The 26,056-nt window shown below is 69.9% G+C and carries 28 protein-coding genes; 12 read left to right on the top strand and 16 right to left on the bottom strand.

Features of this window, described 5'->3' with window-relative positions:
- Positions 1-114: 114 nt before the first annotated feature.
- The 6 genes from OL599_RS08035 (at position 115) to sigJ (ending at position 3,784) form a co-directional block, all read left to right on the top strand.
- Positions 115-555 carry an acyl-CoA thioesterase gene (locus tag OL599_RS08035; protein ID WP_264713173.1) on the top strand — a complete coding sequence of 147 codons (441 nt, stop codon included), beginning with the start codon at positions 115-117 and terminating at the stop codon, positions 553-555.
- Between the two features lie 28 nt (positions 556-583).
- A complete protein-coding gene (locus OL599_RS08030) occupies positions 584-1,366 on the top strand; it encodes an SDR family oxidoreductase (protein WP_264713172.1) in 783 nt (260 codons plus the stop codon).
- Between the two features lie 59 nt (positions 1,367-1,425).
- Positions 1,426-1,566, top strand: coding sequence for a hypothetical protein (locus OL599_RS08025; RefSeq protein ID WP_264713171.1), 141 nt, complete (start codon positions 1,426-1,428; stop codon positions 1,564-1,566).
- 341 nt (positions 1,567-1,907) lie between these two features.
- On the top strand, positions 1,908-2,390 hold the full coding sequence (locus tag OL599_RS08020; RefSeq protein WP_264713170.1) for a cupin domain-containing protein: 483 nt from the start codon (positions 1,908-1,910) through the stop codon (positions 2,388-2,390).
- 15 nt (positions 2,391-2,405) lie between these two features.
- Complete coding sequence (locus tag OL599_RS08015) at positions 2,406-2,864, top strand: carboxymuconolactone decarboxylase family protein (RefSeq protein WP_264713169.1); 459 nt, start codon at positions 2,406-2,408, stop codon at positions 2,862-2,864.
- Complete coding sequence (gene sigJ, locus OL599_RS08010; RefSeq protein ID WP_264713168.1) at positions 2,864-3,784, top strand: RNA polymerase sigma factor SigJ; 921 nt, start codon at positions 2,864-2,866, stop codon at positions 3,782-3,784. The genes OL599_RS08015 and sigJ overlap by 1 nt, the downstream gene beginning before the upstream one ends.
- Positions 3,785-3,946: 162 nt before the next feature.
- Here sigJ and dps read toward each other — a convergent pair whose 3' ends face one another.
- Positions 3,947-4,513 carry a DNA protection during starvation protein gene (gene dps / locus OL599_RS08005; protein ID WP_264713167.1) on the bottom strand — a complete coding sequence of 189 codons (567 nt, stop codon included), beginning with the start codon at positions 4,511-4,513 and terminating at the stop codon, positions 3,947-3,949.
- A 241-nt stretch (positions 4,514-4,754) separates the two neighbouring features.
- On the opposite strand from dps, the gene OL599_RS08000 reads away from it, so the two are divergent.
- Complete coding sequence (locus OL599_RS08000) at positions 4,755-5,726, top strand: hydrogen peroxide-inducible genes activator (protein WP_264713166.1); 972 nt, start codon at positions 4,755-4,757, stop codon at positions 5,724-5,726.
- On the opposite strand, the gene OL599_RS07995 is transcribed toward OL599_RS08000, so the two are convergent.
- Entirely contained in the window at positions 5,668-7,254 is a 1,587-nt protein-coding gene (locus tag OL599_RS07995; protein WP_264713165.1) for a bifunctional metallophosphatase/5'-nucleotidase, read from the bottom strand. The genes OL599_RS08000 and OL599_RS07995 overlap by 59 nt on opposite strands.
- 171 nt (positions 7,255-7,425) lie before the next feature.
- Here OL599_RS07995 and OL599_RS07990 point away from each other — a divergent pair, with 171 nt between their 5' ends.
- Both OL599_RS07990 and OL599_RS07985 read left to right on the top strand, forming a co-directional pair.
- Positions 7,426-7,989, top strand: a complete 564-nt coding sequence (locus tag OL599_RS07990) for a NifU family protein (RefSeq protein WP_264713164.1) — start codon at positions 7,426-7,428, stop codon at positions 7,987-7,989.
- A gap of 138 nt (positions 7,990-8,127) precedes the next feature.
- Complete coding sequence (locus OL599_RS07985) at positions 8,128-8,730, top strand: malonic semialdehyde reductase (protein WP_264713163.1); 603 nt, start codon at positions 8,128-8,130, stop codon at positions 8,728-8,730.
- Positions 8,731-8,777: 47 nt separating this feature from the next.
- Here OL599_RS07985 and OL599_RS07980 read toward each other — a convergent pair whose 3' ends face one another.
- The 5 genes from OL599_RS07980 to OL599_RS07960 all read right to left on the bottom strand — a co-directional run bounded on the left by OL599_RS07980 (position 8,778) and on the right by OL599_RS07960 (position 15,682).
- Entirely contained in the window at positions 8,778-10,343 is a 1,566-nt protein-coding gene (locus OL599_RS07980; RefSeq protein ID WP_264713162.1) for an ABC transporter substrate-binding protein, read from the bottom strand.
- A gap of 17 nt (positions 10,344-10,360) precedes the next feature.
- Complete coding sequence (locus OL599_RS07975) at positions 10,361-11,167, bottom strand: MBL fold metallo-hydrolase (RefSeq protein WP_264713161.1); 807 nt, start codon at positions 11,165-11,167, stop codon at positions 10,361-10,363.
- A gap of 4 nt (positions 11,168-11,171) precedes the next feature.
- Entirely contained in the window at positions 11,172-12,515 is a 1,344-nt protein-coding gene (locus OL599_RS07970; RefSeq protein WP_264713160.1) for a C69 family dipeptidase, read from the bottom strand.
- Positions 12,516-12,588: 73 nt separating this feature from the next.
- The gene (locus tag OL599_RS07965) at positions 12,589-14,427 is read right to left on the bottom strand and encodes a transglycosylase domain-containing protein (RefSeq protein ID WP_264713159.1); all 1,839 of its coding nucleotides are present in this window, start codon (positions 14,425-14,427) and stop codon (positions 12,589-12,591) included.
- Positions 14,428-14,452: 25 nt separating this feature from the next.
- Positions 14,453-15,682 (bottom strand): UbiH/UbiF/VisC/COQ6 family ubiquinone biosynthesis hydroxylase, encoded by a 1,230-nt coding sequence (locus tag OL599_RS07960; RefSeq protein WP_264713158.1) that lies wholly within the window; start codon positions 15,680-15,682, stop codon positions 14,453-14,455.
- A 174-nt stretch (positions 15,683-15,856) separates the two neighbouring features.
- Between OL599_RS07960 and OL599_RS07955 the strand changes: the two genes are divergently transcribed.
- Both OL599_RS07955 and OL599_RS07950 read left to right on the top strand, forming a co-directional pair.
- A complete protein-coding gene (locus OL599_RS07955) occupies positions 15,857-16,195 on the top strand; it encodes a P-II family nitrogen regulator (RefSeq protein WP_264713157.1) in 339 nt (112 codons plus the stop codon).
- A 26-nt stretch (positions 16,196-16,221) separates the two neighbouring features.
- On the top strand, positions 16,222-17,559 hold the full coding sequence (locus OL599_RS07950; protein ID WP_283949601.1) for an ammonium transporter: 1,338 nt from the start codon (positions 16,222-16,224) through the stop codon (positions 17,557-17,559).
- A gap of 52 nt (positions 17,560-17,611) precedes the next feature.
- Here OL599_RS07950 and yddG read toward each other — a convergent pair whose 3' ends face one another.
- The 6 genes from yddG to pcaH form a co-directional block, all read right to left on the bottom strand.
- A complete protein-coding gene (yddG, locus tag OL599_RS26025; protein ID WP_264713156.1) occupies positions 17,612-18,448 on the bottom strand; it encodes an aromatic amino acid exporter YddG in 837 nt (278 codons plus the stop codon).
- Between the two features lie 18 nt (positions 18,449-18,466).
- Entirely contained in the window at positions 18,467-19,189 is a 723-nt protein-coding gene (gene phbB, locus OL599_RS07940; protein WP_264713155.1) for an acetoacetyl-CoA reductase, read from the bottom strand.
- Positions 19,190-19,309: 120 nt separating this feature from the next.
- Positions 19,310-20,671, bottom strand: coding sequence for an NAD(P)/FAD-dependent oxidoreductase (locus OL599_RS07935; protein ID WP_264713154.1), 1,362 nt, complete (start codon positions 20,669-20,671; stop codon positions 19,310-19,312).
- 50 nt (positions 20,672-20,721) lie between these two features.
- Positions 20,722-21,555: a BKACE family enzyme gene (locus OL599_RS07930; RefSeq protein WP_264713153.1), complete on the bottom strand. Its 834-nt coding sequence runs from the start codon at positions 21,553-21,555 to the stop codon at positions 20,722-20,724.
- Positions 21,556-21,557: 2 nt separating this feature from the next.
- Entirely contained in the window at positions 21,558-22,079 is a 522-nt protein-coding gene (gene pcaG, locus OL599_RS07925) for a protocatechuate 3,4-dioxygenase subunit alpha (RefSeq protein ID WP_264713152.1), read from the bottom strand.
- Between the two features lie 4 nt (positions 22,080-22,083).
- Positions 22,084-22,809, bottom strand: a complete 726-nt coding sequence (gene pcaH, locus OL599_RS07920) for a protocatechuate 3,4-dioxygenase subunit beta (RefSeq protein WP_264713151.1) — start codon at positions 22,807-22,809, stop codon at positions 22,084-22,086.
- 193 nt (positions 22,810-23,002) lie between these two features.
- On the opposite strand from pcaH, the gene OL599_RS07915 reads away from it, so the two are divergent.
- A complete protein-coding gene (locus OL599_RS07915) occupies positions 23,003-23,881 on the top strand; it encodes a shikimate dehydrogenase (protein ID WP_264713150.1) in 879 nt (292 codons plus the stop codon).
- Positions 23,882-23,908: 27 nt separating this feature from the next.
- Here the strand turns inward: OL599_RS07915 and OL599_RS07910 are convergent, their stop codons facing one another.
- The 3 genes from OL599_RS07910 to OL599_RS07900 form a co-directional block, all read right to left on the bottom strand.
- A complete protein-coding gene (locus tag OL599_RS07910) occupies positions 23,909-24,634 on the bottom strand; it encodes a TetR family transcriptional regulator (protein ID WP_264713149.1) in 726 nt (241 codons plus the stop codon).
- Positions 24,635-24,730: 96 nt separating this feature from the next.
- Positions 24,731-25,516, bottom strand: coding sequence for an anti-sigma factor family protein (locus OL599_RS07905; RefSeq protein ID WP_264713148.1), 786 nt, complete (start codon positions 25,514-25,516; stop codon positions 24,731-24,733).
- On the bottom strand, positions 25,513-26,037 hold the full coding sequence (locus tag OL599_RS07900) for a sigma-70 family RNA polymerase sigma factor (RefSeq protein ID WP_264713147.1): 525 nt from the start codon (positions 26,035-26,037) through the stop codon (positions 25,513-25,515). Before OL599_RS07900 ends, OL599_RS07905 begins: the two co-directional genes overlap by 4 nt.
- Positions 26,038-26,056 lie beyond the last annotated feature (19 nt).

The following is a 26,056-nucleotide window of genomic DNA, read 5'->3' as shown; positions in this document are numbered from 1 at the left end:
CTGGGCTGCGGCGGTTTACCCCGCCCTCGCCCACCCTGTCCAACGCGGCGCCGGGTGGACGATGCGGCGCAAACCTTGTGTAGTCCGCCCAACGCCATGCAACCCCGGACCGCCATGAGCCGCCCCGCACCGCCTTCCCGCGCCGAGTTCCGGTATTTCCTACCGATCACCACGCGCTGGATGGACAACGACGCCTACGGCCACGTCAACAACGTGGTCTATTATTCCTGGATCGACACGGCAGTGAACCGCTTCCTGCTGGATCACCGCCTGCTGGAGATCGGCACCAGCCCGACCGTGGGGATCGTGGCCGAGACCGGCTGCCGCTACCTGTCGCAGATCGCCTATCCCGACGAGGTGACGGTGGGTCTCGCCGTGGCGAAGCTGGGCCGCAGCTCGGTGCGCTACGCCGTCGCGATCTTCCGCGCCGACGACGAGCAGGCCTCGGCCGAGGGCCATTTCGTGCACGTCTATGTGGACCGCGCCACCATGCGGCCGGTGCCGATTCCGGACCATGTCCGGGCGGAAATGGAAAAGATTCACGCCTCCGGCTGAGCCGGACGCAACGAGAGGAAACACCGACATGGACACTGGTCTGAAGGGCAAGCGCGCGCTGGTCTGCGCGGCGAGCAAGGGGCTGGGCCGCGCCTGCGCGCTCGGCCTCGCGCAGGAGGGCGTTGAGGTCACGATCACGGCCCGCACCGCCGAGACGCTGGAAGCAACCGCCGCCGAGATCCGCAGCCTGACCGGCAGCAAGGTCACCACCGTCGCCGGCGACATCACCACCGAAGCGGGGCGTGCCGCGGCCCTCGCCGCCTGCCCGGACCCCGACATCCTGGTGAACAACGCCGGCGGCCCCCCGCCCGGCGACTTCCGCGACTGGGACCGCGACACCTGGCTGCGCGCCATCGACGCCAACATGCTGACGCCGATCTTCCTCATCAAGGCGGTGGTGGACGGCATGATCGCGCGCAAGTTCGGCCGCATCGTCAACATCACCTCGGCCTCGGTGAAATCACCGATCCCGACCCTGGGCATGAGCAACGGCGCCCGCGCCGGCCTCACCGGTTTCGTCGCCGGCCTCGCCCGCCAGGTGGCGCGCCACAACGTCACCATCAACGGCCTGCTGCCCGGCCCGTTCCTCACCGACCGGCTGAAGACCACCACCGCCGGCCTGGCGGCGCAGAGCGGCCGGACCATCGAGGAGGAGATCGCCTTGCGCGCCGTTTCCTCGCCGGCCCGGCGGGTGGGCGACCCGGCCGAGTTCGGGGCCGCCTGCGTGTTCCTGTGCGCGGCCCAGTCCGGGTTCATCGTCGGGCAGAACCTCGTGCTGGATGGCGGGCTGTTCAATTCCACCATGGGCTGAAAGGGCGGCCGCCATGACCGAACCGGCTTTCCTGCCGGCCCGGAAACTGGCGGCCCGCCATGGCGCACCGGCACGACGCCGCCACCCACGCGCTGCGCGTCGCCGCGAACGGGCACGAGGTCCCCTGGAACGACCTGCTGTTCTGGCCCGGCATCACCTTTGCCTTCCACCTGCCGGCCACCGCCGCGCCCTGCGCCTGACGAAATCGGGCCTGCCGTTGGGCGTGCAGATCGTCGGCCCCATATACGGCGTCCTGACCAGCCTCACGACTGCGGCACGGGTCCGCAGGCCATTGAAAACAAAGGGCTAGGCCGCGCGCGCTGCGCCCGGCCGCACCTGCGGCACCCCGGCAGAGGGTCGGGGCGGACAAGGCGAGCCGCGGGACTCTGCCCGCAGGACGCGACGGGCGCATGCTTGCGTGCCGCCACCCCTGATCCTAGCTTTCGTTTCGCGACAGCGTCGCCCGATGCTACACATCGCCGCGCTGAATCGTCTTGATTGCATGCGGGCTGGATCGCCTGCGTCGAGATGGGGACGCATGATGAGCAACGACACCAAACGTGAACCACGCCGTCGCCCGGGCCGCGGCGCCAGACTGGCCTGGGCCCTGGCGGGCGCCGTCGCCGTCGCCCCGATTCCCGGCCAGCCGGGTTCCGCCCAGACCGCGCCGGGCACGGCGCCACAGAGCGCGCGGCCGCTCGCGACCGCCCAGCCGGTCACGTCGGAGCGCCTGCCGAATGTTCCGGGGAAGACGATCACGCTGGTGCGCGTCACGATTCCGCCCGGCGGCTCCTCGCCCGAGCACCACCATGCCGGGTCGGTGACCGCTTTCATTCTCTCAGGTGCGGTCCGTTCGCAGATAACGGGCGGCCCGGCCAAGGTCTACACCGCCGGCCAGAGCTTCTTCGAGCCGCCCGGCGTGGTCCACATGCTTTCCGAAAACGCCAGCACCACGGAACCCGCCGAACTGCTGGCCATCTTTGTCGCCGATGACGGGGCGACCCTGACCATCCCTGGCAAGTGATACTGGAGGTACCGAATGACGCCGCGCCTTGATCCCTACAAGACTGCTCCGACCGCAATGAAGGCGATGCTGGCGATGGAAGCCTCGATCAAGGCGTCCGGCCTGGAACATAGCCTGATCGAGCTGGTGAAGACCCGCGCCTCGCAGATCAACGGCTGCGCCTTCTGCCTGCACATGCACACGAGCGATGCCCGTGCCGCCGGGGAAACCGAGGAACGGCTGTACATGCTCAGCGCCTGGCCGGAATCGTCCCTCTACAGCGCGCGCGAACGTGCCGCGCTGGCCTGGACGGAAGCGCTCACGCTGGTCGCCGAAAGCCGGGCGCCCGATGCGGCCTATGACGGCCTGAAGGGTTCGTTTTCGGACGAAGAGATCGTCAAGCTCACACTCCTCATCACCACGATAAATGCCTGGAACCGGATCGCGATCGGGTTCAGGCTCGCTCCCAGGGAAGCGAAGGACAAAGCAGCCTGATGCCAAGACCCGGAGGCGGCGCCGAGATCGCGACCCACTCCGCCGACCCGTTCGAGGAGCGGCGCCGCCCGCTTCTCCGACTGGCCTACCGGCTGCTGGGCTCGCTCGCGCACGCCGAGGATATCGTCCAGGACGCCTATCTGCACTGGCATTCGGCCGACAGGGCGGCGATCGACAATCCCCCTGCGTTCCTCACCACCGTGGTCACGCGGCTTTGCCTCGATCACCTGCAATCCGCGCGCGTGCAGCAGGACGACGATGCCGGCGCCTGGCCGCCGGAACCGCTGCTCGACGCGCGCGCCCCCGGAGATGATGACGACGGCGTTGCGGGCGCTCTCTCCGTTGCCTTGATGACGACCCTGGAACGGCTGTCGCCGCCCGAGCGCGCGGCGTTTCTGCTCCGCGATGCCTTCGACCTGGAGTTCGATACCGTCGCGAAGGTTCTGGGACGCAGCAACGCCGAGTGCCGCCGGCTGGCGTCGCGCGCCCGGGAGGAGGTTCGCGCCTCGCCGTCCCGCCTGCAGAGGTCGGCCGACGCCGGCATCGCGCTGATCCGGGACTTCATGCAGGCATCGCGCAGCGGCGACGCCGGCGCCCTGCGGAAATTGCTGACGAAGGATGCCGTCCTGGTCAGCGATGGCGGGGGCAGGACGCTATCACCCCTCAACCCCGTCCGTGGCCCGGAACGGATCTCGCGGTTCTTCGCCGACCTGGTCCGGAAATACGGCCACGAGCCGCTGGTTCCGCTGGAGATCGTGCGCATCAACGGCCTTCCGGGCTACCTCACCAACGAACCGGGCGGCGTGCTGCAAACCACCGCCCTTGAGATCGACGGCGAGTCGATTTCCGCGATCTATATCGTGCGCAACCCGGAAGACCTGGCCCACATCCAGGGCTTGGTCAGCAGCGGGCGCGCATGACGTCCTGACGCGCGGCGAAGGGTCGGTGCCGCAGGCTCATACCAGCGGCCATGAAGAATGACCGCTGGTACGATTCGTTATTTTGCGCGCCGCCGCCCACCAACCCGGCGCGATACCGACGGCCCTTGACGATGGAAGGGTCATCGTCAAGGGCCGTCGGTATCAGCCCTGGCCCGCCGTGAGGAACTTGCCGACATACGGCGAGTTCGGCCGCCCTTCGCGGCTGTAGTGGCCGCTCGGCCCGTTGCCGAGGAATTCCGAGAACCAGGCTTCGTGCTCGATCTCCTCGTGCAGGATGGCCAGCGCCAGATCGTAGGTCCGGTGGTCCTTGCCGAACGTCAGGTTGCAGACCTGCGTATAGCCGCGCACGGCGCATTGCTCGGCCGCCAGCAGCACCTGCAGCATCGCCTTCATGTCCGTCGGGTCCGCCGGCAAGGCGGCGGGCGGGCACGCCGAGATGTTGTGGAAATCGACCATGCTTGCCGGCAGCTTGCCGCCCAGTTCGTAGATCCGCGGCACCAGGGCCTCGAAATGATTGCGGTCCTCGATCCGCGCGTCCTCGGCGATCTGCTTGAGCCCCTCGCCCTCCATGCCGATCAGGTTCACGCGCAGGATCGTGTAGTAATAATATGTCGTGAGTTCGGCCGCCGCGTTGCGGACAAGCAGGTCGAGCAGCTGGGCGACGTTCACGCCGGCTTTCTCGACCATTTCGATCGCCACCGTCTTCATGATTTCGCTCCTTCCGGATTGCCGTGGGCCTCGACACGGCAGCGCACTGCATCAGAGCGGTTCGGTGCGGCCTTCCGCCGGCAGATACGACCCGACGCGGGAGGCTCCGCAGGCCGCCTCACCTCGCCCCCGGAGTACGCCACCACGACAGTTTGATGCGGCCGAGCCTCGCGATGGCCTACCTATCTGTCAAATCTAAAGGCTCTATCGCGTTCATAGACGGCGTCTATGGGAGGGAGCGATGACCCTGGCGGAGCTGCGCTACCTGGTGGCGGCCGCCGACCTGCAGCATTTCAGCCGCGCGGCGGAGCGTTGCCGCATCAGCCAGCCCACGTTCAGCAGCCAGCTGCGCAAACTCGAGGACTATCTGGGCGTCCGCCTTTTCGAGCGCACGACGAAGGCCGTGACCATCACGCCGATCGGCGAACGCGTCGTCGCCCACGCCCGGCGCATCTTCGAGGAGGTGGACCAGATCTGCGAACTGGCGCGCCATGAGCAGGGCACGCTCACCGGCGTGCTGCGCCTCGGCATCATCCCGACCCTCGGCCCCTATTTGCTGCCGCTGTTCCTGCAGCACCTCCACCAGGCCTTCCCGGAGCTGCGGCTGATCCTGCGGGAGGGCCTCACCGGCAACCTGCTGGCGGCCCTCGAAACCTACGAGCTGGATGTCCTGGTGATCGCCTTGCCCGACCGCGCCGGCGACCTCCCCTCCCTGCCGCTGTTCCAGGAGCCGTTCTGGTTCGTCTGTCCCGCCACCCATCCCCTGGCCGCCAAACGGGTCGTGGCCGAGCGCGACCTCGCCCGGCATCGCCTGCTGCTGCTCGACGAAGGCCATTGCCTGCGCGCGCAGGCGCTCGCCGTCTGCGGCGAGCAGTTCCGCGAGCGCGAGCCTGTGCCTGACGATTTCCGCGCCACCAGCCTGGAAACCATCTGCGAGATGGTGGCGGCCGGGCTCGGCTGCACGCTGCTGCCGGCGCTGGCCGTCCCGCCGCTCACCGCACGCAATCCACGGCTGCAGGTGCGGCCGTTCGAGGCGGCGCAGGCGCACCGGACGGTCGGGCTGCTGTGGCGCGCGAGCTTTCCGCGCAGCGCGGACCTGCCGGCGCTCGGCACCCTCATCCAGCAGCGGCTTCCCGCCAGCGTGAACCTGATTCTCAGGGGCGAACGGCAATCCGCCCATCGGTCCGTGGCCGCAACGGCGACGCCGCGGTGATCGCGTCGGCCACCGTCACATCCAGCCCGGGCCCGGCGTCGTACGGGTCGATCGCCCGCTGGCGCAGCACCGCGTAGCCGTCGCCCCCGCCACGCATGAAGTCGTTGGTCACCACCGTGTAGACCCGCGCCGGATCGAGCGGCGCGAAGCCGCCGTCGGCCTGGCGGATGGCAAGGCTCACCAGGGATTTCGTCAGCGGATTCCAGGTCAGCCGCGCGCCGGCGATCTGCGGGAAAGCGCCCCTCCCGGCACCCGCCAGGCCGTTGGCGACGGCGTCCCGCAGGTCCGCGCCCGTCAGCTTCAGTGTCGCGACCGTGTTGCCGAACGGCAGCGCCGTCAGCACGTCGCCCAGCGTGATGTCGCCCGCCGGCAGGCCGGTGCGCAGGCCGCCGGCATTGGTGATGGCGACCTCCGCGCCATGCACGCTGGCCAGCATCGCCTCGGCCACCAGATCGCCCAGCGCGCATTCGCCGATGCGGCAGCCGGTGTTGCCGATCGCCTCCGGCGCGTGCCCGACCACGCGGCTGCGCACCGCGCCGAGCTGCGCCGCATAGCCCGCCACGATCGCGGCCACGCGTGGCTCCTCCGGCAGGTCCAGCCCGACATGGCGGCAATCCCCGCCATAGGCGACCGGGGTGAAATCCGCCGCGAGATCGAGGTCCAGCCGGCCGAGATAGCGCCCATAGCACGCCGCCTGCACCACCACGGCCTGCCCGGCAGACCCGTCCACCGCCTGATGCGCCGGCCCGGCGGCGCCGGCCTCGCTGTCCGACAGCAGGGTGTGCGAATGCCCGCCCACGAACACGTCCACGCCCGGCACGGCCCCGGCCAGACCCAGATCGGCACCGACGCCCAGATGTGACAGCGCCACCACCAGCCGCGCCCCCTCCGCCCGCAACGCCGCCGCCGATGCCGCCAGCGTCGGGCCTGGCTCGGCGAAGCGTACATGCGGCCCGGGCGAGGACCCCACCGCCGTCTCCGGCGTGGTGAGGCCCACCACGCCGATCCGCAGCCCGGCCTTCTCCAGCACCACATGCGGCCGGATCAGCCCGGCCAGGTCGGGGTCGGCGGCGGCGTCGACATTGGCCGACAGCACCGGGAAGCGCGCCGCCCGGATGAACCGCGACAGCACGGCCGGCCCGTTGTCGAACTCGTGGTTGCCCACCGCCATGGCCTCGGTGCCCAGCGCGTGCATCACCGCCAGTTCCGCCTCGCCGTGCCACGCCGTGTAGAACAGGCTGCCCTGGAACTGGTCGCCCGCGTCCAGCAGCAGCACCGTCCGCCCCGCCGCCTCCGCCGCCGCCCGCTCCGCCGCGATGGCCGAGGCCAGCCGCGCCGCGCCGCCGAAGCAGCCCATCCGCTCGCCATCGGGCGCGCAGGTCAGCGCCGCCGCATCGACCGGCTCGTGGCGGGAATGGAAGTCGTTCATGTGCAGGATCGTCAGCCGGTGCGCGGTGGCGCCGCGCGCCAGCCGCACCATCGGCAGCGCGCCCAGCGCGCCCAGGAACAGCCGTCGGGACAGGGTCATGGCCGCAGGATACCGCCGGCCGGCGGCCCGTTTTGTGAATTTTCATGACAGCAACCGCCCTGGCGCGGTGCCGGGCTCTTGCCTTCCAGCCCGACTCGGCCGATGTAGCATCAGGACCGCGACAGTCCGCTTTCCCGTTCGGCCGCTTTCTCCACTGCCAGGGTGCAACAGATGTTCATCGAGACCGAAGGCACGCCCAACCCCGCCAGCCTCAAGTTCCTGCCGGGCCGCGACGTCATGGGGTCCGGCACTGCCGATTTCGCCGCCCCTGACGCGGCCAGCCGCAGCCCGCTCGCCGCCGCCATCTTCGCCCTGCCCGGCGTCGCCCGCGTCTTCCTGGGCGGCGACTTCATCACGGTGACGAAGACTGGCGACACGGAATGGCAGAGCCTCAAGCCGCAGGTGCTCGGCACCATCATGGAACATTTCGTCGCCGGCCGCCCGGTCATCGAGGGCCAGCACGACGACGATGACGAGGACGAGGACGTCCAGCCCGAAGACGCCGAGATCGTCGCCCAGATCAAGGAGCTGCTGGACACCCGCGTGCGCCCGGCCGTGGCCGGCGACGGCGGCGACATCGTTTTCCGCGGCTACCGCGACGGCATCGTCCGCTTGCACATGCAGGGCGCGTGCGGCGGCTGCCCGTCTTCCTCCGCCACGCTGAAGCACGGCATCGAGAACATGCTGCGCCACTACGTGCCGGAAGTGCAGCGCGTGGAGCAGGTCGAGCTCTAGTGCCCTGCCCCCGAAGTTCGCCGCATCCTGCGGCGGACGCGGGGGCCGGCCGGCCACTCAAGATACCAGGGCACTTGCACGGCGTCCGATCGTCAGGTTACATTGCATTACCATTCGATATCGAACGAAAGGCCGCCCATGCCCCTGGATACGCCAAAGCCCCTGGATGACCTGGCCCTCGACGTGCTGTTTCGCGAAGCGCGGACGCACAACAAGTGGCTCGAGCAGCCCGTCACCGACGACGAGCTGAAGGCCGTGTTCGATCTGGCGAAGATGGGCCCCACCTCGGCCAATGCCTCCCCGGCGCGCTTCGTGTTCGTGCGCACCCAGTACGGCAAGGATAGGCTGAAGCCCGCTTTGTCGGCCGGCAACACGGAAAAGACGATGGCCGCCCCGGTCACCGCCATCGTCGCCTACGACCCGCATTTCTACGACCACCTGCCGAAGCTGTTCCCGCACGCCGATGCGAAGTCCTGGTTCAGCGGCAACCCGGCTTTGGCCGAGACCACGGCCTTCCGCAACGGCACGCTGCAGGGCGCCTATTTCATCATCGCCGCCCGCGCCCTCGGCCTGGATTGCGGCCCGATGTCAGGCTTCGACAACGCCAAGGTGGATGAGGCGTTCCTGGCCGATCGCGGCTGGAAGTCCAACTTCCTGATCAATATCGGCCACGGCGACCCCGCAGGCCTGTTCCCCCGCTCGCCGCGCTTCAGCTTCGACGAAGCCTGCGTGCTGTCCTGACGCCAGCGCCGGAGCCGTGCCCGGTCGGGCACGGCTCCGGCCTTGCCTCACTTCTTGCTGACGTTCCAGAACGACAGCGTCAGCCCGTGCTGCAACCCGGATAGCGCCTTGCGATAGGCGATCGGCTGGCGGTACTGGCCCAGCAGCAGCGTCGGCAGTTCCGCCCACAGCGCGCGGCTATAGGCTTCGTATTTCGCGGCGTCCGGCGTGTCGATCACGTCGGTGCGCATCGCTTCCAGCTTGTCCGAGCACGGCCAGCCGACATAGTTGTTCCCGTCGCAGCGTGCATCCACCAGGATGTTGGTCGCGGGCTCGGCGAGCACGGCGACGTCGATGCCGGACTGGAAGATGCTCCAGCCGCCCTTGTCCGGCGCGTCCTTGCGGGCGCGGCGCACCACCAGCGTGCCCCAGTCGCTGGTCTGCATGTCCACGTTCGCGCCGATCGAGCGCAACGCATCGCCGGTCACTTCGGCCAGCGCGCCGATCAGCGGAATTTCCTGGCTGGAAAGGACGACGATCTTCTCGCCCTTGTAGCCGGCTTCGGCCAGAAGCTGCTTCGCGCGTGCCGGATCGGGCTTGCGATAAGGCTCGCTGCCCGCCTCGGTGCCGTTGGGCGTGGCGCAGCCGAAGAACGAGAAGCACTCCTGCCACCAGGTGGAATCGGTGGTGAAGGCGGCGGCCAGATAGTCCTTCTGGTTGATCAGCAGCGCCAGCGCCTGGCGCGCCCGCACGTCGTTGAACGGCGGCTGCAGCGTGTTCACACGCATGAACGCCATGTTGCCCAACGGCGAGCTCTGCTCGACCACGATGTCCGCCCGGCCCTTGAGCGATTGCAGGCCGTCATGCGGCAACTGGTCCAGCAGATCGACCTCGCCCTTGATCAACGCGGACACGCGGGTCTGCAGGTCGGGGATGATCACCCATTCCACCTTGTCCACCAGCACCCGCTTGCCGCCGGCATTGCCGTTCGCGGGCTCGGCGCGGGGCACGTAGTCGGGGTTGCGGTCGAAGGTGATCCGGGCGCCCGGCGTATAGCCCGATGCGACGAAGCGGAACGGGCCCGAGCCGATGGTGGTGGTCGCAGGCTTGTCGCCGGCGGCGGCCAGGTCCTCGGCGCGCATGATCATCGCACCGGGGGCGGCCAGCGCCGATTCGACATAGGCGAAGGGTTTCGGGAACACCAGGCGCACGGTGCGGGCGTCCACCGCCTCGAACCGCGACTGGCGCTTCATCATCAGCTGCAGCAGCGGGTCCTGCTTGGCCGCGCGGGTGATGGAGGCGATCACGTCGGCACTGGTGACCGGCTGGCCGTTGCTGAACTTCAGCCCGTCGCGCAGCGTCAATTCATAGGTGAGCTTGTCGGCGGAGACACGGGTGTCGCCGACCATCTGCGGATGCGGCCGCATCGCCTCGTCGAACGAATAGAGCTGGTCGTAGATCATCAGCCCGAAAATGCGGGTGACCGTGGCGGCGGTGACATGCGGGTCGAGCACGCGCAGATCGGCCTGCGGCACGACACGCAGCACCGTCTCGGCGCGCGCGGGGAGGCAGGCAAGGCCGAGCCCGCAGGCAGCAAGCAGCAGCGTGCGAGCACGGTCGAGAGTTTTCGGCATGACGTCGATCCCTTTTGTCAATCGGCGATCCAGCGTAGATAGCGATCGACCGACCGCGCAACACGCGCTTTCGCGTCACGGTCGATGACGCGATCCCACCACGCCCCGTAGATGCGCTCATACGGATAGGGCTCCATCACCGCCGCCATGCGGCGCACGCTGCGCGCGGGCAGCGGCACCAGGTTCGGATAGCTGCGCATGAAGCTGACGTAGCGACGATCCGGCACCACCTGGAAGATGTCGCCCGACAGCAGCGCGCCGCGCCCGTCGGCCCCCGCCGCCCAGTGCAGCATCGTGGCGCCGTCGAAATGGCCGGGCGCGTTCACCAGCGTGATGCCGTCCGCCAGCGCCTGCGTCTCGCCCGCCCAGAACCGGATCGACGGGTCGGGGTGCATGACGTGCGCACGGTCGGCCTCATGCAGCCAGATGGTGGCGCCGAACGCCTGCGCCCACTCGATCATGCTGCTGTAGTAGTGGGGGTGGGAGATGGCGATGCTGCCGATCCCGCCGAGCGCCTTCACCAGCGCGACGGTCGCGTCGTCGAGCAGGGTGATGCAGTCCCACAATATGTTGCCGGCAGGCGTGCGCAGCAGCAGCGCGCGCTGGCCGATGGCGAAGGCCGGCATGGTGCCGATGCCGACCAGGTCCGGCTCGTACTGGCGCCAGGCGTTCATGTGGGTGCGGCGCAGTGCCTCCAGCGTGGTCCAGCGCTGGCCGCCGGCGCCGATATATTGCCGCTCGTCCTGGCAGATCGGGCAGGCGGACGGCGCCGTGCCGGAGGGCGCGAATTGCGTGCCGCAGGTCACGCAGATGAAGGCGGTCATGCCGTCATTCCGCCGCCAGCGCGTGCGGCGCCGGGGTGCAGGTCAGCGCCGCGCCGGCCAGCCGGTCGTGGCGTGCCCAGCTGGCGCGATAGGCCGGGCGCAGGCGAGCGCGGGACCGGACATGGCGCAGCCAGCGCGCTTCCGCCTCCGTCGCCTCGCGCCAGCATTGCTCGACGGCGGCGCGGCGCGCCGGACCGGGCCGGCCCAGCAACGGTTCCACGCGCTCCGCGAAGCGCGCTTCCAGAGCATCACGCTCGGCGCCGATCGCGGCGTCGGCACCGTCCGTCAGCATGGCGCGATGCAGCGCCTCGTGGCGCCACCACAGGGTTTCTGGATCGTACAGGTCCCCCGGCTGCGGCCCGTGGTCGGGCAGGCCATCTTCCAGAAACACCGGCTTGAACACGCCGGTGCAGGGCGCCGAGGTGCCGGTCACCCAGTGCACCGCGCCCGCCGCCCGGAGGTCGCTGACGAAGGACCCCACGCTCTGGCCCCGCCGCGTACCGTCGGCCGCATGCATGCAAATGGACCCCCTGGTCGCGTCCTGCGGATGCCAGCCGGCTCCCGCCTCCGCGCCATGATCGCGCAGGAACGCCATCATGTGCGCCGCCGTCAGCCGTCCGGCATCGCGGCCCAGCAGTTCGGTCGCGCGGGTGCAGCGTGTGCGTGCGACCGGCAGGCCGGGATTGCCGGGATCGGTCACCGCCGCCGCGAAATCGAATGTCTCCCCGCGCCACCACCCTTGCGCGCGTGCGAATGCTTCCAGATCGGCGCTGGCGCGGGTGATGTCGGTGCCGATGGTGTAGGTGTTGGAGATGGCGCGCACCGCCGGGGCCCGCTCCACCGCCCAGCGCCGGCCGACCGTCTCCAGCACATAGACCTCGTTGCGGTCGGCGACGATGAAGGAATTGTCGTAGTAGCGCCGCGCCAGATGGCTGCAATTGCCGCCCTGGCCGTACTGCTCCAGCAGCGCGGTGATCACCTCGACCGCCGCGGCCGCCGTCGCGCCGCGCTCCAGCCCCAGGCGCAACAGGTCCATCCCCAGCAGGGCCGGCTGGCGCTGCGGCAGCGCGCGCGGATGCACCGCCTCGTTGCCGATCACCACGCCATGCTCGTTGGCGCCCATCTCCGCCCCCCAGATCCAGAACGGGCGGCTGAGCAGCACGGCATGGGTGCGCGCGGCCTGCGGAACGGTGATGTAGGTGGCGCGCAGCACCGCGCCGCTGCCATAGCGCCGGGCCGGGTTCAGTTCGAGGAACTGCGCCTCGTTGCGTTCACGGTCGCTGTTCTTCGCGAACAGGGTGCCGCCGGTCGCCGTCGCCGCGGCGCGCGCCGCCATCGTGTCGCACATGCTCGGTCCCTCCCACGCGGATTGGGCGGCAGAACCGCTCCTCCGTCCAGGGCGAATCGTCAGCGCCCGGCCGTCACCGCACGATCTCCTGGGCGATGTCGTGGAACAGCCGCGCCGGCAGGCTGCCGCCGACCACGTCCTTCATCGGCTTGTTGTCGTCGTTGCCCATCCACACCCCGATCACCAGCCCGCCGGTCGACCCGACGAACCAGGCATCGCGGTAGTCCTGGGTGGTGCCGGTCTTGCCGGCGACGAGCCGCCCCGGCAGGGCGGCCGCGGTGCCGCTGCCGCGCGACACCACCGCCGCCATCATGCGCACCATCATCGCCGCCAGATCGGGGTCCACCACGCGGGTCGGCGCCGGCCGCGGCAACGGCAGCGGCTTGCCCTCGACCTGGACGGCCTCCAGCCCGGTCGGCTTCACCAGCATCCCGCCATTGAAGAAGCTGGCATAGGCGCCGGCCAGCTCCAGCAGTCCTACCTCGCCGGTACCCAGCGCCAGGGAGGCGTTGGCCGGCAACTGGTCGGTGATGCCCAGCCGCCGCGCCACCTCGGCCACCACGCGCGGCCCGCCCACCTGCAGCAGCAGCCGCACCGAGGCGGTGTTGACGGAGTGCGCCAGCGCCTCCTCCAGCGTGATCTCGCCGCGGAACCGGCCTTCGAAATTGGACGGGCTCCAGGTGCCGATGCGGATCGGCGCGTCCAGCACGATGTCGTCCGGCCGCGCGCCTTTCTCCAGCGCCGCGAGCCAGACGAAGGGCTTGAAGCTCGACCCCGGCTGCCGGCGCGCCAGCACGGCGCGGTTGAACGGGCTGGCGCGGTAGTCGCGGCCCCCGGCCATGGCCCGCACCGCGCCGGTGGCGGCCTCCAGCACCACCACCGCTGCCTGCCCCGCGTTCACCGCCGCCCCCGGCCCGTCCAGGATCGCCGCCAGCTTCGTCTCCACCACCGTCTGCATGCGCAGATCGAGCGTGGTGCGCAGCACCGCATCGGCGCCGGGAGTCATCAGCGCCTCGGCCTTCTCCGAGGCCCAGTCGGAGAACCAGCCCGCCGCCGTGCCCGGGCGCGTGGGGAAGGCGATCTGCGCCGACGCCGCCTGCGCCTGCTCCTGCGTGATCGCGCCGGTCTCGGCCATCGCCGCCAGCACCTCGCGCCCCCGCGCCGCAGCGGCGGCCGGGTCGACGCGCGGCGAGAACCGGCTGGGTGCGCGCGGCAGGCCGGCGATCACCGCTGCCTGCCACAGCGTCACGCGCCGGGCCGACACGCCGAAATACAGCTTCGCCGCCGCATCGACCCCCCAGGCGCCGGAGCCCAGATAGACGCGGTTCAGCCAGATCTCCAGGATCTCCTGCTTGGTGAAATGCCGCTCCAGCCACAGCGTCAACAACACTTCCTGGACCTTGCGGCGGAAGGTGCGCGCATTGGTCAGGAACAGGTTCTTGGCCACCTGCTGGGTGATGGTGGACCCGCCCTGCACCACCCGCCCGGCCCGCAGGTTCACGAAGCCGGCCCGCGCGATGCCGATCAGGTCGAGCCCGGCATGCGACCAGAAGCGCCGGTCCTCCACCGAGACGGCGGCCGCCGGCAGATAGGGCGGCAGGTCGGACAGCCGCAGCGGATCGCCCACGACATCGCCGAACGTGGCGAAGATCTGGCCGGATCGGTCCTCCAGCGTCAGGCTGGGCCGGCGCGCCGCGTCCAGCGCCGCCTCCGGCCGCGGCAGGTCCCAGGCGAACCACAACAGCCCCAGCCCGCCGGCGATCGCACCCCAGACGGTGAGGATGATCGTCCATTTCAGCAGCCACCACCGCCGCCGCGAACGTGCGGGCGCCGGACGCGCCGGCGGGCGCGGCCGCACGGGCGCCGTGATCCGGCGCCGCTCGTCCGGATCGATTCGCGGGGCGCGGTACATTGCGGCTTCAATAGCCGAACGGCGGCTAGGCCGTCAGGGCCCCCATGGCCTGGCGCATGAACAGGCGCTTCAGCGGCGGGATCCGGTGCACGCCGGCGATGCCGAGGTCGCGGACCAGGCGCAGGGCGGGGTTGTCGCTGCTGAACAGGCGATCCAGCGCGTCGGTGGCCGCCAGCATCATCATGTTGTCCGGCCGCCGCTGCGCCTGGTAGCGGCGCAGCAGCTCGGGCGCGCCGGGATCGTCCCCCGCCGCCACCGCCGCGATCACCAGTCCGGACAGGCAGCCGATATCGCGGAACCCCAGGTTCAGGCCCTGGCCGGCGATCGGGTGGATGCCGTGCGCGGCGTCGCCCACCAGCGCCAGCCGCGTGTCGGTGTAGCGATGCACCACCATCGCCGACAGCGGATAGCTCCAGCGCCGCCCCAGCAGGCGGATCGCGCCAAGATGATCGCCCAGGCGGCGGCCGAGCTCGCGGGTGAAGGCCGCCTCGTCCAGCCGCATGATCCGCTCGGCCTGGGCGGTGCGCTCGGTCCAGACGATGGCGGACAGGTTCGGCGCCCCTTCGGTTCCCGCCATCGGCAGCAGGGCGAACGGCCCGGCCGGCAGGAAATGCTCCACCGCGGTGCCGTGATGCGGGAGGGCATGGGCGATGGCGCAGACGATGCCGGTCTGGCGGTATGGCAAGTGGGTCACGGGGATGCCGGCCTCGGCGCGCAGCCTGCTGTTGCGGCCCTCCGCGGCCACCACCAGCCGGGCCTTGATGGCGGGGCCCCCGGCGATCTGCACGATGGCGCCCTCGGCATGACGCTCCACCCGCGCCTCGGCCGGCGCGTGCACGGACAGCGCCTGCAAATCGTTCAGCCGCGCATTCAGCGCCATGCGCAGGCTGCGCGCCTCCACCATCCATCCGAACGGCGCATCGCCGGCGTCGCGGCTGTCGAAATGCAGGAACAGCGGCGAGGCGGGGCGGCCCAGCTTCCCGTCCGACACCCGGATGTCCAGGATCGGGCCCGGCGTGAACGGCAGGCGGTCCCACAGCCCAGCCGCCTCGATCACCCCGCGCGAGCCGGCGGCGATGGCGTAGGCACGGCCGTCGAAATCCGGATGCTCCATCGGCGGCAGGGCGGCACGGTCGACGATGGCGGTGGCCACCCCGGCCGCCGCCAGCCGGCAGGCCAGGGTGCCGCCCACCGGCCCGGCGCCCACCACGCACACATCCACACTGATCGTCGTGCCGCCTGCCGTTCCGGACATGCTCATTCCTGTTTCGTGCCACCCATTGCTCACGCTTTGGGCAGATTTGCCAGCAGGACCCGGCCCTGCATAGCCCCCGGGCAGCCGAATCCGCCGCGGCACGGTTCTTGTTAGGGGTAACCCGACGCATGGGCGGCCGGACCGCACAGAGCCAACCGGGAGCAGGGCAGCGACATGAAGCTGATCATGGCCATCATCAAGCCCTTCAAGCTCGACGACGTTCGCGAGGCGTTGACGCCGCTGGGCGTGCAGGGCCTCACCGTGTCCGAGGTGAAGGGATTCGGCCGCCAGAAAGGGCAGACCGAGATCTATCGCGGGGCGGAATACCACGTGAGCTTCCTGCCCAAGGTGAAGATCGAGGTCGTTGTCGCCACCGATCTCGCCGAGCAGGTCGTCGAGGCGATCGTGAAATCGGCGCACACCGGCAAGATCGGCGACGGCAAGATCTTCGTCATCGACATCGAACGTGCGGTGCGCATCCGCACCGGCGAGCTGGACGCCGAAGCGCTGTGACCCGGGCAACGAGGAATCCCACACCCATGACGACGATCCTGCGGCGCGCCCTGGCGGCGCTGCTTCCCCTGCTGGTTGCCGTCCCCGCCTGGGCAAACGAGGCGCCCAAGGTCGATTCCGGCGACACCGCCTGGATGCTCACCAGCACCGCGCTGGTGCTGATGATGACCGTTCCGGGCCTGGCGCTGTTCTATGCCGGCATGGTGCGCAAGAAGAACGTGCTCGCGACCATGATGCAGTCCTTCATCATCTGCTGCCTGGTCACGGTGGTCTGGATGATCGCCGGCTACAGCCTCGCCTTCACCAACGGCGGCGCCTATGTCGGTGACCTCTCCCGGTTCTTCCTCAATGGGCTCGGCGAGACCTGGGACAAGCCCTTCGTCATCGGCGCGGGCACCGATGCAGCGGTGACGAACACGATCCCCGAGACCGTGTTCATGATGTTCCAGATGACGTTCGCCATCATCACCCCGGCCCTGATCGCCGGCGCGTTCGCCGACCGGATGAAGTTCCCGGCCCTGGTCGTCTTCATGATTCTCTGGTCGCTGCTGGTCTACAGCCCGATCGCGCACTGGGTCTGGGCCCCCACCGGCTGGCTGAACGGGCTGGGCGCCGCGGACTTCGCGGGCGGCACCGTGGTGCACATCAACGCCGGCGTCGCGGGCCTCGTCTGCGCGCTGGTGATGGGCAAGCGCCTGGGCTACGGCCACGACAACATGGCGCCGTACAACCTGGGGCTGGCCGTGGTCGGCGCCTCGCTGCTGTGGGTGGGCTGGTTCGGGTTCAACGCCGGCTCCGCCCTGTCGGCCGGCGGGCGGGCCGGCATGGCCATGGCCGCGACGCAGATCGCCACCGCCGCGGCGGCCCTGGCCTGGACGTTCGCGGAGTGGGCAGCGAAGGGCAAGCCAAGCGTGCTGGGCGCCATTTCCGGCGCCGTCGCGGGCCTGGTCGCGATCACCCCCGCGTCCGGCTTCGTGCTGCCCGGCCCGGCGCTGATCATCGGCATCGTCGCCGGCGTGCTGTGCTTCTGGGCGGCCACCGGCCTGAAGCACATGCTCGGCTATGACGACAGCCTGGACGCCTTCGGCGTGCACGGCGTGGGCGGCATGATCGGCGCGCTGCTGACCGGCGTGTTCGCCTATGGCCCGCTGTCGGCCGACAAGGACCACCCTGACGGCATCTATGTCGGCGGCCTCACCCAGCTCGGCCACCAGGCCGTGGCGGTGGTGGCCACGCTGGTGTGGTCGGGTGCCGTCACCTTCATCATTCTCAAGGTCGTCGACGTCGTGGTGGGGCTGCGCGTCACCGAGGAAGAGGAGCGCGAAGGCCTGGACGTGGTACTGCACGGCGAGCGGCTGGGCTGATTATCCCGGCCGTCGCGGCGAAGGAGCGTCCCGCGTGGGGCGCCCTTTTGTTTCAGGCCCGTGCCGCCACAAGGCCGCCGGCTGCCACCAGCGCCGCGGCCGCCAGGGTGACACCTGTCAGCGGCGCGAAGCCGGCGGCGCACAGCAGCAGCGTGGACGCAACGGGGGTGACATAGGCGAGCGTGCCCAGCAGGCGCGGGTCGCCGCGCTTCATGCCGATGTCCCACAGGAAGAAGGCGGCCCCCGTCGGCCCGATGCCAAGCGCGACCGCCGCCGCCAGCGCGCCGGCATCCGGCCATATCGTTGCCTCGACGGTGAAATGGGCGGCGGCGGCCAGGACGGCCGTCACGGCGCAGAAACCCGCCACCGTATCGGTCGGCACGCCCTGGAAGCGGCGCGCCAGCACAGAATACAGCGCCCAGACCAGCGCGGCCCCGAGCGCGAACGCGTATCCGGGAGCGGCCGCGGCGGAGAGGCCGGCGCCGCCGCCCAGCAGCAGCACGCAGCCGCCCACGCCGAGCAGCGCCCCGAACAGATGCCGCAACGACAGCCGCATCCCCAGCAGCAGGCCGGAGAACAGCACGATCAGCAACGGCCACAGGTAGTTCAGCAGGTTCGCCTCGGCCGGCGGCGCCCAGGCCAGAGCCGCGAAATACAACGCATGGTACCCGAACAGCCCGCTCACGCCATGCACCCAGGCACGCCGCGACTGGCGCAACGCCGCCAGCCGGCCGCGCCAGGCCACCACCGAAAGCCCGAGCACCGCCGAGACCGTGAAGGCCATGGCGGTAAGCTGCAGCGGCGGGATGGCGGCGGCGGCGCGGGACAACAGGGCGAGGAAGGCCCATAGCGCAATGGCGCCGCAACCGGCGATCGTTGCGTAATTCACCGGATGCGGCGCCGTCCGTCAGTACATATGTTGCCCGCCGTTGATCGATACGGTCGATCCGGTGATGAAGTCGGCATCATCGGCGGTCAGGAACACCACGCCGCGCGCGATGTCGTCGGCATGGCCCAGGCGGCCCATCGGGATGCGCGCGATGATCTTCTGCAGCACGTCGGCCGGCACGGCGCGGACCATTTCCGTGTCGACATAGCCTGGCGCGATCGCGTTCACCGTGATGCCATAACGGGCACCCTCCTGCGCCAGCGCCTTGGTGAACCCGTGAATCCCGGATTTGGCCGCGGCATAGTTCACCTGGCCGTACTGCCCGGCCTGGCCGTTGATGCTGCCGATATTGACGATGCGGCCGAACTTGGCCTCGCGCATGTCGTCGAATGTCAGTTTGCACAGGTTGAAGCAGGAGCCGAGGTTGGTGTCGATCACCGCGTCCCACATATCCCGGGTCAGGCGGGTCAAGGTGGCGTCGCGGGTGATGCCGGCGTTGTTCACCAGGATCTCGATCTTGCCGACCTCGTTATGGATCTGGTCGATCGCCGCCTTGCACGCCTCGAAATCGCCGGCATCGAACTTCATTGCCTTGATGCCGGTTTCGGCGTTGAACGCCCGCGCAGCCTCGTCATTGCCGGCATAGCTGGCGATTACGGTGCGGCCGGCCTCTTTGAGCGCCCGGCTGATCTCCGCGCCGATGCCGCGCGTGCCGCCGGTGACGAGGGCTACCCTGCTCATATCGTTCCTCCCTGGGTTTGTCTGGCGTGCAGCATAGCATCCACCCTAGCCCAGGTCGGACACATAAGGCACGGGTTTTGCTCGCTTTACGGTGATCTCACGCGGGCAATGCGATGGCGGTCAATGCAGCTTCACCTGCGGCCCGCCGCGGCGCGACAGGCCGCGTGCCAGGGTGCTGGAAACGGTCCTGCGGCCGCCGTGCAGCGCCAGCTCGTGCATCTTGTAAAGCGACTCGTACATCAGCCGCGCGAACATGCCCTCGATGAACATGCTCCGCCCGACCAGGAACCCCATCAGGCTGCCGACCGTGCTGTATTCGCCCAGCGAAACCAGCGAGCCGAAGTCACGGTAGCGGAACGGCTCAAGCGGCCCGCCCTGCAGGCGGCGCCGGAACTGGCGGAGCAGATGGCTGGCCTGCTGGTGCGCTGCCTGGGCGCGCGGCGGCACTGGGGTCGTGTGGCCCTCGCGCGGGCAGGCGGCGCAGTCGCCGATGGCGAAGATGTCGGGATCGCGGGTGCATTGCAGGGTCGGCGTCACCACCAGCTGGTTGAGGCGATTGGTCTCCAGCCCGTCCAGATCCTGCAGGAACGCCGGCGCCTTCACCCCGGCCGACCACACCACCAGCTCGGAGGGAATGAACGCCCCGTCGACCAGGCACACGCCGTCGGCGCGAACTTCGCTGACCCGCGCCCTGGTGCGCACCTCCACGCCGAGATCCTTGAGCAGCACGCCCGTGGCATCCGCGATGCGCTCGGGCAGCGCGGGCAGGATGCGGTCGGCCGCTTCGATCAGGATGATGCGGATGTCCCGCTCCGGGTCCACCCGGTCGAGCCCGTGCGCCACCACCTGCCGCGCGGTCCGGTGCAACTCGGCGGCAAGCTCGGTTCCGGTCGCGCCGGCGCCGATGATCGCGACATGAAGCTGCCCCGGCCGCACCGCACCGGGCTGGGAATGGGCGCGGATGCAGGCGTTGACCAGGCGATGGTTGAACCGCACCGCCTGCTCCGGCGTCTCCAGCGGCACCGCGTGTTCGATGGCGCCCTTGGTGCCGAAGTCGTTGGTCACGCTGCCGACCGCGATCACCAGCGTGTCGTAGGGGATGCTGCGGGCCGGGGTGATCTCGCGCCCTTCTTCGTCGTGGCTGGCCGCCACCCACACTTCCTTGCGGCGCCGGTCCAGTCCGATCATTTCGCCCAGGCGGTACCGGAAATGATGCCAGTGCGCCTGGGCGAGGTAGTTCAGCTCGTGCTCGCCGGGGTCCATGCTGCCGGCGGCCACGGAATGCAGCAGCGGCTTCCACAGATGGGTCCGGGCCCGCTCGACCAGGGTGATCTGGGCACGGCCGCGCCTGCCCAGGGTGTCGCCGAGCCGGGTCACAAGCTCCAGCCCCGCCGCACCGCCACCGACCACCACGATCTGGTGCAGGGAGGCGGGAGCGGTGGTGGTGGCGGCGCTGCTCGCCGGCGTGGACGCTTCGGGCATCAGGCTCTCCCTGCACGATCACGGTTGGGCCAAGGCTTCACGCCGACGGCTCAAGCCGCCGGCCGGAGCTTCAGCATCGCGCGCGCCTGGGCCGCGGTGGCGACCGGCCGGCCATACTGCGCGCAGAGCCCGGCGACACGGCCAACCAGCTGGGCATTGCTCTGCGCCAGGGTCGCCTTGTCCCAGCGGATGTTATCCTCCAGCCCGGTGCGGCAGTGTCCCCCCATTTCCAGCGCCCAGTGGTTCACCTCCAGTTGATGCCGCCCGATGCCGGCTGCGGTCCATGTCGCGTCCGGCAGCACCTGGCGCAGCTGCTCGACCTCGAACTGCAGGATCTCGCGCCGCGCCGGCAGGGCATTCTTCACGCCGAGGACGAATTGCAGATGCGGCGCCGGCGCCAGCAGGCCCTGCGCGACGAGGTCGGCGGTGTTGTAGAGCATCGCAAGGTCGAACACCTCGATCTCCGGCTTGATGGCGTTGTCCAGCATCGTCTTCGCCAGAGCGCGGACGAAATCCGGCGGGTTCTCGTAGACGATCGTCGGGAAGTTCACCGACCCCGTGGCCAGGGACGCCATGTCCGGCCGCAGGTGCAGCATGCTGCCCCGCTGCTCCAGGGCGCGGCCGCGGCCGCCGGTGGAGAACTGGATGATGATGTCGGGGCAATGCTTGCGGATCCCCTCCTGCAGCCGCGCGAACCGTTCGGGGTCCGAGGAGGGGTTCTCGTTCTCGTCGCGCACATGGACATGCACCAGCGCCGCGCCGGCCGCGTAGGCCGCGTGCGTACTCTCGACCTGCTCGGGGATCGAGATGGGCACGGCAGGGTTGTCCTTCTTGCGCGGCACCGAGCCGGTGATCGCGACCGAGATGATGCACGGATCGGCCATTGTCAGAACTCCATGAACACGGTCTCGCTTTCGCCTTGCAGGCGGATGTCGATGCGCCACGCGCCGGGACCGTCCGGCCGTGCGATCAGGGTGGCGCGGCGGGCGGGATCCTCGACCAGGCCCAGGATGGGATCGGCGTCGTTGAGCGGCTCGCCGTCGAAATAGGCGCGGGTGACGAGCCGGGTGAGGATGCCGCGGGCGAAGATCGTGAGCGCGACATGCGGCGCCTGCTGCGCGTTCCCCGGCCCCGGCAGCGGCCCGGGCTTGAGCGTGGTGAAGCGGAACCGGCCATCGCGGTCGCAGGCGCAGCGGCCCCAGCCGGGGAAGGTTTCGGACGCAGCCGGGCTCGCCTGCCAGAGCTCGATGGCCGCGTCCGCCACCGGCGCACCGTCGCCGTCGGTCATGCGCCCCGACAGCACGACGTTCTCGCCCGCCGCCCCGAACCGGGTCAGGTCGGCCATCTCCGGGTGCTCGATCAGCGCCCAGTAGGGGCCGATGGTCTGGAAGCTGGTTGCGATCGGCATCGCCTCACTCCTGCACGATGGTGGTGTCGCGGCCGCGCAGCACGAAGTCGAACCGGTAGCCCAGTGCCCATTCGGGCCGCGTGACCTCGATGTCGAACTTCGCGATCAGGCGCGCGCGGGCATGCTCGTCGGCGACGGTATTGAAGATCGGGTCCAGCGCCAGCAGCGGATCGCCGGGGAAATACATCTGGGTGATCAGCCGCGTCGCGAAGCCGGGCCCGAACAGCGAGTAGTGGATGTGGTTGGGCCGCCAGGCGTTGAAGTGGTTGCGCCAGGGATAGGCGCCCGGCTTGATCGTGGTGAACTGGTACCAGCCGCCGGCATCGGTGAAGACGCGGCCCTCGCCCTTGAAATGCGGATCGAGCGGCGCGTCGTGCACGTCGTTCGGATGGTTGTAGCGGCCGGCCGCGTTGGCCTGCCAGATCTCGACCATCGTGTCCGGCACCGGGCGGCCGTCCTCGTCCAGCACCCGGCCGTGAACGACGATCCGCTCGCCCATGGCCTCGTGCCCACCGGACCGGGAGAGGTCGATCACCGCCGGGTAGTGCGACGGCGAGAAGCGCGGCCCGGCGATCTCGGTGACGGTCTGCGGGGTGCGCAGGCCGGGTTGCTTCGGGTGCCGCTTGTGCGTGCTGCCGTATTCCGGCGCGTTGTTGTCGGGCTGGGTGTTCGGGACCAGATCCCGGAACGGCGTGTGCTCGTCGGCCACGCGGCGATAGGTTTCGCTCACTGACGCGCCTCCCTCTCCCTCGGGTTTCCGTGCCGATCCGGATCGCGCCGTTGGCCGAGAGGATGAGAGCGATTGGCGGCGATGCGGAGCAGCAGCCGGGCAATTGCGTATTGACGTGAAGTAACCAGATAGTTCATAAACGATCCCGCCGGACGGCGCAAGCCGAAATCCAGCTCCGTGGGAGCCACAGCCAATGCGATACAGCGATCGCCCCGCCGTCCTGACTGGCCTGATCGGCGCCGGCATCCAGGCCTCCCGCACGCCGCCGATGCATGAGCGCGAAGGCGACGCGCAGGGGCTGCGCTACATCTACAAGCTGATCGACCTGGAAACGCTCGGCGTCGGCGCCGAGGTGCTGCCGGCGTTGCTGCTTGCGGCCCAGCGCATGGGCTTCGCCGGCGTGAACGTCACCCATCCCTGCAAGCAGGCCGTCATCGCGTTGCTCGACGATCTGTCGGACGATGCGCGCGCACTCGGCGCGGTCAACACGGTCGTGCTGCGCGACGGCAAGCGGATCGGCCACAACACGGACTGGTTCGGCTTCGCGGAAGGCTTCCGCCGCGGGCTGCCCGACGCGCGGCTGGACCGCGTGGTGCAGCTTGGCGCCGGCGGCGCCGGCTCCGCGGTGGCGCATGCGCTGCTGACCCTCGGCGCCCGCCAGCTCACTATCGTGGACGTGGAGCCGGGCCGCGCTCGATCCGTGGCCGACGGATTATGCGCCCGCTTCGGCGACGGCCGGGCCGTGGTCGGCACCGACCTGGCCGCCGCAGTGGCGCAGGCGGATGGCCTCGTCAACACCACACCCGTGGGCATGGCGAAATACCCCGGCCTGCCGCTGCCGGCGGAATTGCTGCGCCCGGCGCTATGGGTGGCGGAGATCGTGTATTTCCCGATGGAAACCGAGCTGCTTCGCACCGCACGCGCGCTCGGCTGCCGCACATTGGACGGCGGCGGCATGGCAGTGTTCCAGGCCGTCGAAGCGTTTCGCCTGTTCACCGGCATCAAACCCGACGCCGAACGCATGCTCCGCCATTTCGTGGAGCTTGGCACGATGGCCGGGAACGCCGCCTGACCGGCGCCCCGCATGCCGTGGCCCGCTTCACGGGCCAGGCGATGCGGCGGAGCGGGATCGGCGCATTGGTGCGCGGGCGGTCGGCCCGGCTTCCGGCCCCGCCGGGTCCGGCGCCAGCAGGCGGATGACCGCATCGGCGATCATCCGCTTGTGCCGCGCGCGCAACGCCGCAGATGACAGGTCGCGCCCGAACAGCAAGCCGAACGTGTAGCGGTTGGACACCCGGAAGAAGCAGAACGCGCTGATCAGCATGTGCACGTCCACCGGGTCCACCTCGGCGCAGAAGACGCCCTCGCGCTTGCCCCTGTCGAGGATCTCCGTCACCACCTCGATGACGGCCTCGTTGAGCTGGCGGATGCTGTCGGAGCGGGCGAGATGCTTGCCGTGATGGATGTTCTCGATGCTCACGAGACGGATGAAGTCGGGATGCGACTCCTGGTAGTCGAACGTGAACTCGACCATGCGGCGGATCGCCTGGGCGGGAGGCAGGCTCTTGAGGTCGAGTGTCTGCTCGATCGCGCGGATGTCGGCGTAGGCCTGCTCCAGCACGGCGAGGTAGAGGCCCTCCTTGCTGCCGAAATAGTAGTAGATCATCCGCTTCGTGGTGCGCGTGCGCGCCGCGATCGCGTCCACGCGCGCCCCGCTCAGCCCGTGCTCGACGAACTCCGCGCGCGCCACCGCCAGGATGTCCTGCTTCGTGCGCTCCGGGTCGGGCTTGCGCGCCGGCTTCTCCGCATCGGCCCTCGTGGTCAACGGCAATGTCCCGCCATCCTTCAATGAGGTGCATGGGGGCACGATCCTAATGGACGAACGAGTTAGCTACCAGTACGCTCGCCCCGGCCAACGCCCCTAGGATGCGCCCTGCCACAGCCGGGCGAAATCCGCCAGCTCCTTGGCGTTGAGGTCGGACACCGCGCGGAACGCCATTCCGTCCCGGGCCCAGCGCAGGACGTTGTAGCCGTTGCGTGTGTCCATCACCGGCTCGGCGCTGCCTTGTGACGGCCACACGAACAGGTCGATCGGATGCTTGTCGCGCCGGTACACGAGTGCCGCCACCGGCCGCCCGCCGATATAGTCCAGCCGTCCCCCCACCAGCGGGAATCCCTGGGCCACGAAATCCATGACCGGCGGCGCATAGTCGATCCGCCCGTCGAACCACGGCTTCACCGTATGCTGGTCGGACGAGGCGACGTCGGTCAAATGGCCAGGTTGCAAGGCGCGGATATGGCCGGCGACCAGCTCGCCATCCGGGTCGGCCCCGGTCCGCGGCAGCATCAGCGCCAGCGACGCGGCGATGGCGGCACCGGCGCCGAAGGACAGCAGCGGCGCCAGCCGGCGGCGGAAGCCGCCGGGCGCGGGCGGCGCCGCAGCGGCGGGTGCGAGCCGCGCCTCCAGCGCACGCCGCAGCGAAGCCGGCGCGGCCTCGGGGCGCAGTTCCGCGTGCAACCGGCCGGACAGGTTCGCCAGCTCGCGCTGGAGGGCCGCGCAACCGGCGCAGTCGCGAAGATGGGCCGCGAGCACCGCGGTAGCCGCCGCATCCAGTTCGCCGTCCAGGTCGGCCTGGATCAGCAGTTGCATCTCCTCGCACGCGGGCGGCACGCCGGCAGGCGGGAAGGAAGCGGTGGCGTCGGTCATGCCGTTCTCTCCTTCGCGCCGGCATCCCGGCCGATGCGCAACAGCATCTGCCGGGCCCGGAACAGGCGCGACATCACCGTCCCGGCGGGCACGCCGGTCACCCGGGCGATGTCGCGGTACGACATCTCCTCAAGCTCGCGCAGCACCACGCATTCGCGCAGTTCCGCCGGCAGCGCGGCCAGCGCGCGGTGCAAGGCGGAAACCACCTCCGCGCCTTGCAGCGCCGCCTCCGGGTCACCGCCGGGATCGGCCAAATGCTCGTGCTTGCCGTCGGGGTCCAGCGGTTCCTCCTGCACGCCGCGGCGCTGCGCCATGCGGGCATAGGCGGTGTTGCGCACGATCTGCAGCAGCCACGCCCGCGCATTGGTGCCGCGAAACCCCGCGAAATAGGTCAGCGCCCGCAGCATGGCGTCCTGCACGACATCCTCGGCCGCCACGGGATCGCGCAACAGCCAGCGCGCGAGCGTATAGGCGGCGTCCAGATGCGGCAGGGCGACACGCGCGAATTCCGCCTCGTTCATCGCCCGCTGCGCGCACGGC

The sequence above is a fragment of the Limobrevibacterium gyesilva genome, assembly GCF_025989185.1.
Classification (GTDB): domain Bacteria; phylum Pseudomonadota; class Alphaproteobacteria; order Acetobacterales; family Acetobacteraceae; genus Limobrevibacterium; species Limobrevibacterium gyesilva.
The sequence above is the reverse complement of the archived record's forward strand: the minus strand, read 5'-3'. Positions and strand labels throughout refer to the sequence as shown.

Excerpts from the sequence above, each read along its gene's own strand:
- OL599_RS07905 (WP_264713148.1), bottom strand. The coding sequence starts at position 25,516 with ATGACCGACGCCACCGCTTCCTTCCCGCCTGCCGGCGTGCCGCCCGCG.
- OL599_RS08020 (WP_264713170.1), top strand. The coding sequence starts at position 1,908 with ATGAGCAACGACACCAAACGTGAACCACGCCGTCGCCCGGGCCGCGGC.
- OL599_RS08025 (WP_264713171.1), top strand. The coding sequence starts at position 1,426 with ATGGCGCACCGGCACGACGCCGCCACCCACGCGCTGCGCGTCGCCGCG.
- pcaG (WP_264713152.1), bottom strand. The coding sequence starts at position 22,079 with ATGCCGATCGCAACCAGCTTCCAGACCATCGGCCCCTACTGGGCGCTG.
- OL599_RS07950 (WP_283949601.1), top strand. The coding sequence starts at position 16,222 with ATGACGACGATCCTGCGGCGCGCCCTGGCGGCGCTGCTTCCCCTGCTG.
- OL599_RS07990 (WP_264713164.1), top strand. The coding sequence starts at position 7,426 with ATGTTCATCGAGACCGAAGGCACGCCCAACCCCGCCAGCCTCAAGTTC.
- OL599_RS07955 (WP_264713157.1), top strand. The coding sequence starts at position 15,857 with ATGAAGCTGATCATGGCCATCATCAAGCCCTTCAAGCTCGACGACGTT.
- OL599_RS07970 (WP_264713160.1), bottom strand. The coding sequence starts at position 12,515 with ATGTGCGACACGATGGCGGCGCGCGCCGCGGCGACGGCGACCGGCGGC.
- phbB (WP_264713155.1), bottom strand. The coding sequence starts at position 19,189 with ATGAGCAGGGTAGCCCTCGTCACCGGCGGCACGCGCGGCATCGGCGCG.
- OL599_RS07980 (WP_264713162.1), bottom strand. The coding sequence starts at position 10,343 with ATGCCGAAAACTCTCGACCGTGCTCGCACGCTGCTGCTTGCTGCCTGC.
- dps (WP_264713167.1), bottom strand. The coding sequence starts at position 4,513 with ATGAAGACGGTGGCGATCGAAATGGTCGAGAAAGCCGGCGTGAACGTC.
- OL599_RS07935 (WP_264713154.1), bottom strand. The coding sequence starts at position 20,671 with ATGCCCGAAGCGTCCACGCCGGCGAGCAGCGCCGCCACCACCACCGCT.
- OL599_RS08015 (WP_264713169.1), top strand. The coding sequence starts at position 2,406 with ATGACGCCGCGCCTTGATCCCTACAAGACTGCTCCGACCGCAATGAAG.
- OL599_RS07985 (WP_264713163.1), top strand. The coding sequence starts at position 8,128 with ATGCCCCTGGATACGCCAAAGCCCCTGGATGACCTGGCCCTCGACGTG.
- OL599_RS07975 (WP_264713161.1), bottom strand. The coding sequence starts at position 11,167 with ATGACCGCCTTCATCTGCGTGACCTGCGGCACGCAATTCGCGCCCTCC.
- OL599_RS08000 (WP_264713166.1), top strand. The coding sequence starts at position 4,755 with ATGACCCTGGCGGAGCTGCGCTACCTGGTGGCGGCCGCCGACCTGCAG.
- OL599_RS07965 (WP_264713159.1), bottom strand. The coding sequence starts at position 14,427 with ATGTACCGCGCCCCGCGAATCGATCCGGACGAGCGGCGCCGGATCACG.
- OL599_RS07900 (WP_264713147.1), bottom strand. The coding sequence starts at position 26,037 with ATGAACGAGGCGGAATTCGCGCGTGTCGCCCTGCCGCATCTGGACGCC.
- OL599_RS07915 (WP_264713150.1), top strand. The coding sequence starts at position 23,003 with ATGCGATACAGCGATCGCCCCGCCGTCCTGACTGGCCTGATCGGCGCC.
- OL599_RS07995 (WP_264713165.1), bottom strand. The coding sequence starts at position 7,254 with ATGACCCTGTCCCGACGGCTGTTCCTGGGCGCGCTGGGCGCGCTGCCG.
- OL599_RS08030 (WP_264713172.1), top strand. The coding sequence starts at position 584 with ATGGACACTGGTCTGAAGGGCAAGCGCGCGCTGGTCTGCGCGGCGAGC.
- OL599_RS08035 (WP_264713173.1), top strand. The coding sequence starts at position 115 with ATGAGCCGCCCCGCACCGCCTTCCCGCGCCGAGTTCCGGTATTTCCTA.
- OL599_RS07930 (WP_264713153.1), bottom strand. The coding sequence starts at position 21,555 with ATGGCCGATCCGTGCATCATCTCGGTCGCGATCACCGGCTCGGTGCCG.
- sigJ (WP_264713168.1), top strand. The coding sequence starts at position 2,864 with ATGCCAAGACCCGGAGGCGGCGCCGAGATCGCGACCCACTCCGCCGAC.
- OL599_RS07960 (WP_264713158.1), bottom strand. The coding sequence starts at position 15,682 with ATGTCCGGAACGGCAGGCGGCACGACGATCAGTGTGGATGTGTGCGTG.